The 12,057-nt window shown below is 72.9% G+C and carries 11 protein-coding genes; 5 read left to right on the plus strand and 6 right to left on the minus strand.

Going from position 1 to position 12,057, the window contains the following annotated elements; all coding sequences use genetic code 11:
* Positions 1 to 7: 7 nt before the first annotated feature.
* The 6 genes from rhaI to EIO00_RS09430 all read right to left on the minus strand — a co-directional run bounded on the left by rhaI (position 8) and on the right by EIO00_RS09430 (position 6,342).
* The gene (rhaI, locus tag EIO00_RS09405; RefSeq protein WP_140177248.1) at positions 8 to 1,174 is read right to left on the minus strand and encodes an L-rhamnose isomerase; all 1,167 of its coding nucleotides are present in this window, start codon (positions 1,172 to 1,174) and stop codon (positions 8 to 10) included.
* A 31-nt stretch (positions 1,175 to 1,205) separates the two neighbouring features.
* Positions 1,206 to 1,523 carry an L-rhamnose mutarotase gene (locus tag EIO00_RS09410; protein WP_140177250.1) on the minus strand — a complete coding sequence of 106 codons (318 nt, stop codon included), beginning with the start codon at positions 1,521 to 1,523 and terminating at the stop codon, positions 1,206 to 1,208.
* A 60-nt stretch (positions 1,524 to 1,583) separates the two neighbouring features.
* Positions 1,584 to 2,678, minus strand: coding sequence for a rhamnose ABC transporter substrate-binding protein (gene rhaS / locus EIO00_RS09415; RefSeq protein WP_140177251.1), 1,095 nt, complete (start codon positions 2,676 to 2,678; stop codon positions 1,584 to 1,586).
* A 73-nt stretch (positions 2,679 to 2,751) separates the two neighbouring features.
* Positions 2,752 to 3,768, minus strand: a complete 1,017-nt coding sequence (locus EIO00_RS09420) for an ABC transporter permease (RefSeq protein WP_140177253.1) — start codon at positions 3,766 to 3,768, stop codon at positions 2,752 to 2,754.
* Complete coding sequence (locus EIO00_RS09425; protein WP_140177255.1) at positions 3,761 to 4,807, minus strand: ABC transporter permease; 1,047 nt, start codon at positions 4,805 to 4,807, stop codon at positions 3,761 to 3,763. The genes EIO00_RS09420 and EIO00_RS09425 overlap by 8 nt, the downstream gene beginning before the upstream one ends.
* On the minus strand, positions 4,804 to 6,342 hold the full coding sequence (locus EIO00_RS09430) for a sugar ABC transporter ATP-binding protein (RefSeq protein WP_140177257.1): 1,539 nt from the start codon (positions 6,340 to 6,342) through the stop codon (positions 4,804 to 4,806). The genes EIO00_RS09425 and EIO00_RS09430 overlap by 4 nt, the downstream gene beginning before the upstream one ends.
* A 262-nt stretch (positions 6,343 to 6,604) precedes the next feature.
* Here EIO00_RS09430 and EIO00_RS09435 point away from each other — a divergent pair, with 262 nt between their 5' ends.
* The 5 genes from EIO00_RS09435 to EIO00_RS09455 are packed head-to-tail and all read left to right on the plus strand — an operon-like array spanning position 6,605 to position 11,981.
* Positions 6,605 to 7,675, plus strand: a complete 1,071-nt coding sequence (locus EIO00_RS09435) for a LacI family DNA-binding transcriptional regulator (protein ID WP_140177259.1) — start codon at positions 6,605 to 6,607, stop codon at positions 7,673 to 7,675.
* Positions 7,676 to 7,681: 6 nt separating this feature from the next.
* Positions 7,682 to 8,398 (plus strand): (Fe-S)-binding protein, encoded by a 717-nt coding sequence (locus EIO00_RS09440; protein ID WP_140177261.1) that lies wholly within the window; start codon positions 7,682 to 7,684, stop codon positions 8,396 to 8,398.
* Entirely contained in the window at positions 8,395 to 9,828 is a 1,434-nt protein-coding gene (locus EIO00_RS09445; RefSeq protein WP_140177262.1) for a LutB/LldF family L-lactate oxidation iron-sulfur protein, read from the plus strand. The genes EIO00_RS09440 and EIO00_RS09445 overlap by 4 nt, the downstream gene beginning before the upstream one ends.
* Positions 9,825 to 10,523, plus strand: a complete 699-nt coding sequence (locus EIO00_RS09450; protein WP_140177264.1) for a LutC/YkgG family protein — start codon at positions 9,825 to 9,827, stop codon at positions 10,521 to 10,523. Before EIO00_RS09445 ends, EIO00_RS09450 begins: the two co-directional genes overlap by 4 nt.
* Before the next feature lie 18 nt (positions 10,524 to 10,541).
* Complete coding sequence (locus tag EIO00_RS09455; RefSeq protein ID WP_140177266.1) at positions 10,542 to 11,981, plus strand: rhamnulokinase; 1,440 nt, start codon at positions 10,542 to 10,544, stop codon at positions 11,979 to 11,981.
* Positions 11,982 to 12,057: the final 76 nt, after the last annotated feature.

The following is a 12,057-nucleotide window of genomic DNA, read 5'->3' on the forward strand; positions in this document are numbered from 1 at the left end:
GGGGCGGTCAGGCGCCCCAGCCGGCGGCGGTGCCGTCCCGGCGTTCGGCGATGATCTTCTCCTGGTGGCCGGAGCGCAGATAGGCGGCGATCGGGTCGGGGTCCAGGCCCATCTCCTCGCGCAGTTCGGCCAGCAGCGGGCGCACGTCGGTGTTGTAGGCGTCCATCAGCACCGCGTTGGCGGCCAGCACGTCCCCCTCCTGCTGGGCCCGGCGCAGCGCGTCGGCGTCCACCAGCAGCGCCTTGGCGGTGGCCTCCTGCACGTTCATCACCGACCGGATCTGGCCCGGGATCTTGGGCTCGATGTTGTGGCACTGGTCGAGCATGAACGCCACGCCGGCCTCGGGCTCGTACCCTCCGCCCCGCACCACCTCGTGCATGATCCGGAACAGCTGGAACGGGTCGGCCGCGCCCACCATCAGGTCGTCGTCGGCGTAGAAGCGGGAGTTGAAGTCGAACCCGCCGAGCTTCCCCTCGCGCAGCAGGAACGCCACGATGAACTCGATGTTGGTGCCGGGGGCGTGGTGCCCGGTGTCCACCACGACCTGGGCCTTGGGGCCGAGCCGGACGCAGTGGGCGTAGGCGGTGCCCCAGTCCGGGACGTCGGTCATGTAGAAGGCCGGCTCGAACAGCTTGTACTCCAGCAGGAACCGCTGGTGGTCGCCGAGCCGTTCGTACACCGCCGACAGCGCCTCGGCCAGCCGGTCCTGGCGGGCGCGGATGTCGTCCTGCCCGGGGTAGTTGGTGCCGTCGGAGAACCACAGCTTCAGGTCCCGCGACCCGGTGGCGTCCATGATGTCGACGCACTCCAGCAGGTGGTTCAGCGCCTTCTTGCGGACCCGGGGGTCGGGGTTGGTGACGCTGCCGAGCATGTAGTCCTCGTCCTGGAAGACGTTGGAGTTGATCGCCCCGATCCGCACTCCGCGTTCGCGGGCGTACTCGGCGAGCGCCGCGTAGTCGTCGACGGCGTCCCAGGGGATGTGCAGCGCCACGCTGGGCGCGACCCCGGTGTACTTGTGCACCTGGGCCGCGTCGTCGATCTTCTCCTGCGGGGTGCGCGGCACGCCCCGCTGCGGGAAGACCTTGAAGCGGGTGCCCGAGTTGCCGTACGCCCACGACGGCGTCTCGATGTGCTGGCGGCGCAGGGCCTCCTTGACCGCGCGGATGTCGCTCATGGGTGCCTCTCTGGGAGCGTTCGGTGGGGCCTCAGTCGAGGTGGAAGACCTCGGTGAGGGGGGTCATGTTCTCGTCGGGCCGGCCGTCCAGGTCCGCGAAGAACGGCGCCATCTCGGCCTGCCAGCGGGCGTTGACCTCGGTGGCGGCCATCGCCGCCTTGGCGGCCTCGAAGTCCTCGGTCTCCAGGTAGCCGACCAGCAGGCCGTCGTCGCGCAGGAAGAGCGAGTAGTTGCGCCAGCCGCTCTCGCGCAGGGCGGCCCGCATCTCCGGCCACACCGCCCGGTGCCGCTCCTTGTACTCCTCGATCCGGTCCGGCCGGACTCTCAGCAGAAAGCAGACGCGTTGCATGGGGGTCCTTCCTCCGGGCCCGCCCCCGGCCGCCCCGCGCAGGCCGGGGGCGGGAGCCGATCAGAAGTCGAACTGGTCGATGTTGGAGGCGTCGAAGGTGAACGGCGGGCCGAGCACGATCTCGCCGCCGGCCCGGATGGGGCGCTCACCGAGCCTGCCGGCCTTGAGGATCTCGCCCTCCTTGCCGGTGATCTGGCCGGAGACCAGCGCCGCGGCGGCGTAGGAGGCCAGGTAGCCCAGGTCGTCGGGGTTCCACAGCTGGAACTTCTCGACGGTGCCGTCCTTGACGAACCGGCGCATCTGGTTGGGCGTGCCCAGCCCGGTCACCACGACCTCGCCCTTGTACTTGGAGCCGGAGATGTAGCGGGCGGCCGCGGCGATGCCGACGGTGGTGGGGGCGATGATGCCCTTGAGGTTCGGGTACGCCTGCAGCAGGCCCTGGGTCTGCTGGAAGGACTTCTGGTCGTCGTCGTCCCCGTAGACGATCTTGACCAGCTTCATCTTGGCGTACTCGGGCTTCTTCAGCTCCTCCTGCATGTGCCGGATCCACGTGTTCTGATTCGTGGCGTTGGCGGTCGCCGACAGCACCGCGAACTCGCCCTCGCCGCCCATCAGCTCGGCCAGCAGCTTGATCTGGCTGCGGCCGACGTCCTCGGAGGCGGCCTGGTTGATGAACACGTCCCGGCACTGGGGGGCGGTGTCGGAGTCGTAGGCCACCACCTTGATGCCGCGCCGGCGGGCCTGCTGCAGCGGACCGCACACCGCGTTGGGGTCGTTGGCGGAGATCAGGATGGCGTCCTGGCGCTGCTGCACCAGCGTGTTGATGTAGGAGACCTGCGAGGAGGCGGAGGCGTCGGAGGGGCCGACCTCCTTGGCCTCGCCCTTGTACTCCCCGGCGGCGGCGATGCCGGCCTTGTCGACCAGGGTGAGGTAGGGGTTGTTGATCTGCTTGGGCAGGAAGGCCAGCTTGATGCCCTCCTTGAGCGGTGCGTTCGGGTCGGCCGTGGCGGTGGAGGCGGCCTTGCCGCCGCCGGAGCCCACCGAGTCCTTGGTGGTGCCGCCGCAGGCGGTCATCGCCAGCGCCATGACCCCGGCGGCGGCCACGGCCAGGAACGAGCGCGGTGCCCGCAGTCGGTCCGAGGAACGCTTCTTCATGATCATTGCCTTTCGGAGAGAACGCACCCGAGGGTGACCGGGGGCGGGACGGAGATCAGGGAGATCAGGGGGCTCAGGTGGAGGCGGCGGCGGGGCGCCGCCGTGCTCTCCGCTCCCGGGCCATGCCGACCAGCCGGGGGGTGAGCACCGAGACGATCAGCAGCAGCCCGGTGACGACCGACTGGATCTCGGTGGCCACGTCGTTGAGCATCAGCAGGTTGCGCAGCAGGCCGATGAGCAGCACCCCGGAGATCACGCCGCCGAGGGTGCCCTTGCCGCCGTTGAAGTCCACGCCGCCGAGCAGCACCGCGGCGATCACCGCGAGTTCCAGGCCCATGCCGTTGTCGGCGCGGGCGCTGCCGTACCGCAGCGTGTAGACGACCCCGGCGAACGCCGCCGTCAGGCCGGACACCGCGAACAGCGCCAGCTTGATCCGCTTGACCCGGATGCCGGCGTGGAAGGCGGCGTCCTCCTGGGCGCCGATGGCGAACATCGCCCGGCCGACGCCGGTGGCGTGCAGCACCAGCGCCGTCACCACCGCCAGCAGCGCGAACAGCGCGATCTGGTACGGGATCGGGGTGCCCGGCACGGCGGTGGTGGTCAGCTCGGCGTACCGGGCGGGGAACTGGGAGACGGCCTCGGTGCCGAGGACCACGTACGCCAGCCCGCGGTACAGCGACAGGGTGCCGATGGTGACGGCCAGCGACGGCAGCCCCAGCCTCGTCACCAGCAGCCCGTTGATCAGACCGCAGAGCGCGCCGACCGCCAGCACGGCCGGGACGATGGCCTCGAAGGCCCAGCCGGCCTCCCACAGCCGGCCGGTCAGGGCGCCGGCCAGCCCCAGCACCGAGGCGACCGACAGGTCCACCTGGCCGCACACCACCAGCAGCGTCATCGGCAGCGCGATCAGCGCGATCTCGCCGAGGTCGCCGAGCGCGAACGACAGGTTGTCGGTGCCGCCGAAGTCCGGTGAGATCCCGACGCCGCCGAAGAACACCGCGACCAGCAGCGCGGTGACGACCACGTCCCAGCGGACGAGCCGGCCCGCTCCGGCGTCCCTTCCCCGCACGGTGCCCGTCGCCTCAGCCATGACGCACGTTCCTCTTCCTCAGCACCCGGGCCAGCCGCAGCGCCACCAGCCGGTCGGCGCTGATCGCCAGCAGCAGCAACAGGCCGACGACGGCCTCCTGCCAGAACGGGTTGATCTTCAAGACCACCAGCACGCTGCCGATGGTGGTGATCAGCAGGGCGCCCAGCGCCGCGCCGTAGACGGTGCCGACCCCGCCGACGATGGCCACGCCGCCGACCACGACCGCGGCGACCACGTCCAGCTCCCAGCCGCGGGCCGGGTCGGCGACGACGGTGCCGAAGCGGGCCAGCCACAGCGTTCCGGCGAGCCCGGCCAGCGCCCCGGAGGCCAGGTAGGCGGTCAGCACCCGGCGGCGGATCGGGACGCCGGCCAGCCGGGCGGCCTCGGGGCTGGAGCCGATGGCGTAGAACTCCCGGCCCGAGGGGTAGGAGCGCAGGTAGCAGCCGACCGCCAGCATCACCGCGACGCTGATCAGCGGCAGATACGGGACGCCCGCGAGGTCCCCGTTGCCCAGCTTCAAGATCGCGTCGGGGACCTCGGCGGCGCTGATCTGCTCGCCGTGGGCGATGTAGTGGTTCAGGCCCTGGATCACATACAGCGTGCCGAGCGTGACGACCAGGGCGGGCACCCCGCACAGGCTCACCAGCAGGCCGTTGACCAGGCCGCAGGCCGCCCCGATCGCCACGCCCAGCGCGACGGCGAAGAGCACGCCGTGCTGGGTGCCGGAGACGGCGTCGCCGACGACGAACGCCACCAGCCCGACCACCGACCCGACCGACAGGTCGATGTTGCGGGTGACCACCACCAGGGTCTGCCCGACCGCCAGCAGCGCCAGGATGGAGGCGTTCAAGAAGATGTCCTCCACGCCCTGGGCGGACAGGAACCGGGGGTTGATCGCGGTGGTCACCGCGACCAGCACGATCAGCGCCCCGAGGATGCCGAGCTCCCGGAACCGCAGCACCAGGTCGATCAGTCCGCCCTCGCCGCGGCCGGTCTTCGCCGTGGGCCGCGTCGGCCGCTGCCGCGCCACCGCGGTCATGCGGCCTCCTTCCCGACGCGCCGTCCGGTGGCGGCCGCCATCACCGACTCCTCGGTGGCCTCGGCCCGGGGGATCTCGGCGACCAACCGGCCCTCGTGCATGACCAGCACCCGGTCGGCCATGCCGAGGACCTCCGGCAGGTCGGAGGAGATCATCAGCACCGCCATGTTCCGGGCGGCCAGCTCCGACAGCAGCCGGTGCACCTCGGCCTTGGTGCCCACGTCGATGCCGCGGGTGGGCTCGTCGACGATCAGCACGGACGGCTCGGTGGCCAGCCACTTGGCCAGCACGACCTTCTGCTGGTTGCCGCCGGACAGCACGCCGACCGCGTCCGACAGCCGGGAGAACTTCAGTTGCAGCCGCAGCGCCCAGTCGCGGGCACGGTCGCGTTCGACCCTCCGGGAGATCAGCGGGCCGGGGCCGCTGGCCCTGCGCAGCGAGCGGAGCTGGGTCAGGCCGATGTTGCGCTCGATGGACATGTCCATGACCAGGCCCTGCTGGCGGCGGTCCTCGGGGACGAAGGCCAGTCCGGCGGCCATGGCGGCGGTGGGGCTGGCGGGCGGCAGCCTCGTGCCGTCCACCTCGACCTCGCCGGCGTCCCATCGGTCCACCCCGAAGATCGCCCGGGCGACCTCGCTGCGGCCGGCGCCGACCAGCCCGGCGAGCGCGACGATCTCGCCGCGCCGCACCTGGAAGGACACGTCGGTGAAGACGCCCTCGCGGGTCAGCCGGGAGACCTTGAGCGCCACCGGCCCCGGGGCGACCTCCTGCTTGGGGTACAGCTCCTCCAGCTCCCGGCCGACCATCCGCTGCACCAGGTCGTCGGCGGTCAGCCCGTCCAGCGGCTCGGTGCCGACCCAGGTGCCGTCGCGCAGCGTGGTGACCCGCTGGCACAGCTCGAAGATCTCCTCCAGCCGGTGCGAGATGAACAGGATCGCGCAGCCGGCCTGCTGCAACGTGCGGGTGACCGCGAACAGCCGGGCGACCTCCTGGCCGGTGAGCGCGGCGGTGGGCTCGTCCATGATCAGGACCTTGGCGTCCCGGGAGATGGCCTTGGCGATCTCCACCACCTGCTGGTCGGCGATGGACAGCCCGCGGGCCGGCTGCCGCGGGTCCAGCGCCACGCCGAGCCGGGCGAACAGGTCGGCCGCGGCGGCGTGCATGGCCTTGCGGTCGATCCGGCCCAGCGAGGTGCGCGGCTGGCGGCCCATGAAGATGTTCTCGGCCACCGACAGGTCGGGGAACAGGGTGGGCTCCTGGTAGATCACCGCCACCCCCGCGGCCTGCGCGTCGGCCGGGCCGTTGAAGACCACCGGCTCGCCGTCCAGCCGCACCTCCCCGGAGTCGGGACGGTGCACTCCTGCGAACGTTTTTACGACCGTGGACTTGCCCGCGCCGTTCTCGCCGGCCAGCGCGTGCACCTCGCCGGCGTACAGCTCGATGGTGACGCCCCGCAGGGCCTGCACCGCGCCGAACGCCTTACTGACGTTGACCAGCGCCAGTCTCGGCGGGGTCGGCGGAGCGGATGTGTTCACGCGCCACCCTCCTCATCCGGGTCCCGTGACCGGGATGTGAAAAACGTTTTAAGCTCACGTTGCGCAGGACGCTAGATGTGAGCCAACCCACCCGTCAAGTCCCGATCTGGGAGAATCTTCGCGAGTCCGTCACGGAAGGCCCGGCGGCGCCGGGGTTCCGGGCCGATCCGGCCATCTTCCCGACACGCCAGGGGTTGACACGTTTTAATGGCTTTGGCCACAGTTGGCGCTGCACAGATCCGACGAACGGAGGGGCGGCCAGATGGGCACACCCAGCGGGGGCGGCGCGCGCACGCCGCACCCCCGGGCGGGCACGGTGGGCATCAAGGAGGTCGCCCGGCGGGCGGGCGTCTCCCCCGGCACCGTGTCCAACGTGCTCAACCGGCCCGAGCGGGTCGCCCCCGCCACCCGGGCCCGGGTCGAGCAGGCCATCCGGGAGTTGGGCTTCGTCCGCAACGCCTCGGCCTCCACCCTGCGCGCCGGGCAGAGCAGCACGATCGGGCTGATGATCCTCGATCTGGGCAACCCGTTCTTCGCCGACGTGGCGCGCGGCGTCGAGGACGTGGCCAGCGAACGCGGCTACGCGGTGATCCTGGCCAGCTCCGGCGGCTCCCACGACAAGGAGCGCCGCCATCTGACCGTGCTGGCCGAGCAGCGGGTCCGCGGAGTGCTGATCACCCCGGTGGACGGGCAGGACGACCATGTGGAGCTGCTGCGACGGCGCGGTGTGGCGGTGGTGCTGCTGGACCACCCCACCCCCCGGGCCAACCAGTGCTCGGTGGCGGTGGACGACGTGGCGGGCGGCGAGCTGGCGGTGCGCCATCTGCTGGAGGAGGGCGCCCGCGACATCGCCCTGGTGACCGGCCCCTCCTCGCTGCGGCAGTGCGCCGACCGGCGCAAGGGGGCGCTGCGGGCGCTGCGCGCCGCCGGGCTGGGCCGCGAGGCGCTGCGCGAGATCACCGTCCCGGACATGAACGCCCGAGCCGGCGAGGGCGCCGCCCGCCGGCTGCTGGAGGGCGAGCTGCCAGACGCCGTGTTCTGCGCCAACGACCTGCTGGCGCTCGGGCTGCTGCGGGTGCTGCTGCAGGTCGGGGTGAAGGTGCCCGACGACGTGGCGATCATCGGGTACGACGACATCGAGTTCACCGGGGCCGCCGCGGTGCCGCTCAGCTCGGTGCGTCAGCCGACCTTCCAGCTCGGCCGGATCGCCACCGAGCTGCTGCTGGACGAGTGCGAGAACTCGGCCGGACACGCCCACCAGCAGGTGATGTTCCAACCCGAGCTGGTGGTGCGGGAGTCGACCCGGCGGCTCGTCGCCGACGCGGAGGGATGAGCGGCCATGCGGATCGCGCTGTTCGTGACCTGCCTGAACGACACGATGTTCCCCGGCACGGGGCAGGCGGTCGTCCGGCTGCTGCGCCGGCTGGGGCACGAGGTGGAGTTCCCCTCGGCCCAGACCTGCTGCGGCCAGATGCACTTCAACACCGGCTACCGCAAGCAGGTCCTCCCCCTGGTGCGGAACTTCGCTGAAACGTTCGCACCCTATGAGGCGGTGGTGACCCCGTCGGCCTCGTGCGCGGCGATGATCCGCGACTGGCACCCCCGCCTCGACGACGCCGCCCGGGACACCGCGGCCAAGGTGCACGAGCTGACCGAGTTCCTGGTGGACGTGCTCGGCGTCACCGACGTGGGCGCCTACTACCCGCACCGGGTGACCTACCACCCCACCTGCCACTCGCTGCGGATGCTCGGGCTGGGCGACCGGCCGTTGCGGCTGCTGCGCGAGGTGCGCGGCCTGGAGCTGGTCGAGCTGCCCGACGCCGCCGAGTGCTGCGGCTTCGGCGGGACGTTCGCGCTGAAGAACCCCGCGGTGTCGGCGGCGATGGGCGCCGACAAGGCCGCCCGCGTGCGCCGCACCGGGGCCGACGCCCTGTGCGCGGCCGACAACTCCTGCCTGATGCACATCGGCGGCGTCCTGACCCGCACCGCCGGCCCCGCGGTCCGCACCGTGCACCTGGCCGAGATCCTCGCCTCCACCGAGGAGGACCCGTCATGACGATGCCCACCTACCTCGGGATGCCGGCGTTCCCCCGGGCCGCCCGCGCGGCGGTCGCCGACGAGCGGCTGCGCGACAACCTGGCCCGCGCCACCGGCACCATCCGGGACCGGCGCCGCGCGGCGGTCGCCGAGCTGGACGACTGGGCGGCGCTGCGCGAGGCCGGCCGGCGGATCAAGGACCACACGCTGCGGTATCTGGACCACTATCTGCGCCTGCTGGAGGAGAAGGTCACCGCGGCGGGCGGCACCGTGCACTGGGCGCGGGACGCCGCCGAGGCCAACCGGATCGTCGCCGACCTGATCCGCGCCACCGGACGGACCGAGGTGGTCAAGGTCAAGTCGATGGCCACCCAGGAGATCGGGCTGAACGAGGCGCTGGAGAAGGAGGGCATCACCGCCTACGAGACCGACCTGGCCGAGCTGATCGTGCAGCTCGGCGACGACCGGCCCTCGCACATCCTGGTCCCGGCGATCCACCGCAACAGATCGGAGATCCGCGACATCTTCCGCCGCCGCATGCCGGACGCGCCCCCCGACCTGTCCGACGAGCCCGCCGAGCTGGCCGAGGCCGCCCGCCGGCATCTGCGCGCCAAGTTCCTGTCGGCCCAGGTGGCGGTCTCCGGGGTGAACTTCGCGGTCGCCGAGACCGGCACGCTGGTGGTGCTGGAGTCCGAGGGCAACGGCCGGATGTGCCTGACGCTGCCGAAGACCCTGATCTCGGTGATGGGCATCGAGAAGGTCGTGCCGACCTGGCGGGACCTGGAGGTGTTCCTGCAGCTGCTGCCCCGCTCCTCCACGGCGGAGCGGATGAACCCCTACACCAGCGCCTGGACCGGCGTCACGCCCGGCGACGGCCCGCAGGAGTTCCACCTGGTGCTGCTGGACAACGGCCGCACCTCCGTCCTCGCCGACGAGGTGGGGCGGCAGGCGCTGCGCTGCATCCGCTGCTCGGCGTGCCTGAACGTGTGCCCGGTCTACGCGCGGGCGGGCGGCCACGCCTACGGGTCGCCGTACCCGGGGCCGATCGGGGCGATCCTCTCCCCGCAGATCCGCGGCATCGGCTCGCCGGTGGACGCCTCCCTGCCGTACGCCTCGTCGCTGTGCGGGGCGTGCCTGGAGGCGTGCCCGGTGGCGATCGACATCCCCGAGGTGCTGGTGCACCTGCGGGCCAAGGTCGTCGAGGAGGGGCCGCGGCACCCGCTGGCGGGGACCGCGATGGCCGCCGCGGGCTGGACGCTGCGCTCTCCGCGGCGGTTGGCGCTGGCCCAGCGCCTCGCCTCCGCGAGCCGCCGCCTCATCGGCCGACGCGGCCGGATCCGCCGCCTGCCCGGCCCGCTGCGCGCATGGACCGACTCCCGCGACGCGCCCGCCCCGCCGCCCGAGTCGTTCCGGGCCTGGTGGAAGCGCACGGACGGAGGCCGCGCATGAGCGAGCCGCAGGGCCGCCGCACGGGCCCGGACCGGGACGCGACGGGAACGGGCGCGCCGCACGGAGCCCCGCAGGGCCCGCGCACCGCCAGGGACGAGATCCTGGGGCGCATCGAGCGGGCCCTCGGGCGGCGCCGGCCCCCCGTCGACCGGGCGTACGCCGCGATCGAGCGCCCCTATCGGCGCCGCCACCACGAGAGCGGGATCGTGGACCTGTTCGCCGAGCGCCTCGCCCACTACCGGGCCGTCGTCCACCGCGTCGAGCCGGCCGACCTGCCGGGCGCGGTGGCGCGGGTGCTGACCCGGGGCCGGTACGCCGTCCCCGCCGGACTTCCGGCGCACTGGCTCGCCGAGGTCGACCCCGCCCTGCTGGTCCACGAGCCGCCGACGACCGAGCTGGACGCACTGGACGGCGTGGTGACCGGCTGCGCGGCGGCCATCGCCGAGACCGGCACGATCGTGCTCGACCACGGCCCCGGGCAGGGCCGCCGCGCCCTCAGCCTGGTGCCCGACCACCACCTGATCGTCGTCACCGCCGACCAGATCGCCCCCGACGTGCCCGAGGCGCTGGAGCGGCTGTCCCCCGCCCGGCCCTTGACGTTCGTGTCCGGGCCGTCGGCGACCAGCGACATCGAGCTGAACCGGGTGGAGGGCGTGCACGGCCCCCGCACCCTCGACGTGATCGTGACCCGCTGACCCCCTGGTGAGGAGCCGATGAACACGTTCGCCGCCGTCGATCTGGGCGCCTCCAGCGGCCGGGTGATGACCGCCCGGGTGGGCGGGGGCCGGCTGGAGCTGACCGAGGTGCGGCGCTTCCGCAACCGGCCGGTGCGCGTCGCGGGCACCCTGCACTGGGACATCCTCGGCCTGTACGGCGAGATCCTGGACGGGCTGAAGGCCGCCGGTCCCGGCCTGACCTCGATCGGAATCGACTCGTGGGCGGTGGACTACGGCCTGGTGGACCGTTCCGGAGCACTGCTGGGCAACCCGGTGCACTACCGCGACGGCCGCACCGACGGGGTGATGGAGCAGGTCCGGGCCGAGCTGGGCGACGCCTTCCTCTATGACGTCTCGGGGGTGCAGTTCCTGCCGTTCAACACGATCTACCAACTGGTGGCCGCGCGCGAGGAGCTGGACCGGGCGCACGCCCTGCTGATGATCCCCGACCTGGTAGCCTACTGGCTGACCGGGCGGACGGGCGCGGAACTGACCAACGCCTCCACCACCGGGCTGCTGGACGTGCGGACCCGCACCTGGGCGACGGCCCTGCTGGAGCGGCTGGACCTCCCCCGGCGGCTGCTGCCGGAGCTGCGCGAGCCCGGCGAGGTCATCGGGCCGCTGCGCCCGGACGTGGCCGCCGAGACCGGCCTGGACGGCGACGTCCGGGTCACCGCGGTCGCCTCCCACGACACCGCCTCCGCGGTCGCCGCGGTCCCCGCCCGCGGCGAGGACTTCGCCTACATCTCCTGCGGCACCTGGTCGCTGGTCGGGGTGGAGCTGCCCGGCCCGGTGCTCGACGCCGAAGGCCGGAAGGCCAACTTCACCAACGAGGCCGGCATCGACGGCACCGTCCGCTACCTGCGCAACGTCATGGGGCTGTGGCTGGTGCAGGAGTCGCTGCGGACCTGGGGGCTGGACTCCTCCGAGCTGCCGGCGCTGCTGAAGGCGGCGGAGGGGGTGCCGGCGTTCCAGGCCGTCGTGGACCCCGATGCGCCGGAGTTCCTGCCGCCGGGCGACATGCCCGCCCGCATCGCCGAGCGGTGCCGCGCCACCGGCCAGCGCCCGCCCGCCACCCCGCCCGAGGTGATCCGCTGCATCATGGACAGCCTCGCGCTGGGCCACCGGGCGGCCGTCCGCGAGGCGGCCCGGCTGTCGGGCCGGCGGGTGGAGACGGTGCACCTGGTGGGGGGCGGATCCCGCAACGAGCTGCTGTGCCGGCTGACCGCCGACGCCTGCGGCCTGCCGGTGGTCGCCGGCCCCGTGGAGGCCACCGCCCTCGGCAACGCGCTGGTGCAGGCCAGGACGTTCGGGGTGGTCGAGGACCTGGCGGAGATGCGCGCCCTGGTGGCCGCCACCCAGCCGCTGCGCCGTTACGAGCCCGACGGCGACCCCGACGCCTGGGACGAGGCCGCCGCCCGCGCCGGCCTGCGCTGACGCGGGCGACCGCGGGCGCGAGGAGGCGCCGAGGCCGCCCGGTGGGGCATGACGCCGAGTGATCCAGTGTCCACGC

It is taken from the genome of Thermomonospora catenispora, assembly GCF_006363815.1.
Taxonomy (GTDB): domain Bacteria; phylum Actinomycetota; class Actinomycetes; order Streptosporangiales; family Streptosporangiaceae; genus Thermomonospora; species Thermomonospora catenispora.

Coding starts and splice junctions, on each gene's coding strand:
- rhaS (WP_140177251.1), bottom strand. CDS start 2,678: ATGAAGAAGCGTTCCTCGGACCGACTGCGGGCACCGCGCTCGTTCCTG.
- EIO00_RS09440 (WP_140177261.1), top strand. CDS start 7,682: ATGCGGATCGCGCTGTTCGTGACCTGCCTGAACGACACGATGTTCCCC.
- EIO00_RS09420 (WP_140177253.1), bottom strand. CDS start 3,768: ATGGCTGAGGCGACGGGCACCGTGCGGGGAAGGGACGCCGGAGCGGGC.
- EIO00_RS09435 (WP_140177259.1), top strand. CDS start 6,605: ATGGGCACACCCAGCGGGGGCGGCGCGCGCACGCCGCACCCCCGGGCG.
- EIO00_RS09445 (WP_140177262.1), top strand. CDS start 8,395: ATGACGATGCCCACCTACCTCGGGATGCCGGCGTTCCCCCGGGCCGCC.
- EIO00_RS09450 (WP_140177264.1), top strand. CDS start 9,825: ATGAGCGAGCCGCAGGGCCGCCGCACGGGCCCGGACCGGGACGCGACG.
- EIO00_RS09410 (WP_140177250.1), bottom strand. CDS start 1,523: ATGCAACGCGTCTGCTTTCTGCTGAGAGTCCGGCCGGACCGGATCGAG.
- EIO00_RS09425 (WP_140177255.1), bottom strand. CDS start 4,807: ATGACCGCGGTGGCGCGGCAGCGGCCGACGCGGCCCACGGCGAAGACC.
- EIO00_RS09455 (WP_140177266.1), top strand. CDS start 10,542: ATGAACACGTTCGCCGCCGTCGATCTGGGCGCCTCCAGCGGCCGGGTG.
- rhaI (WP_140177248.1), bottom strand. CDS start 1,174: ATGAGCGACATCCGCGCGGTCAAGGAGGCCCTGCGCCGCCAGCACATC.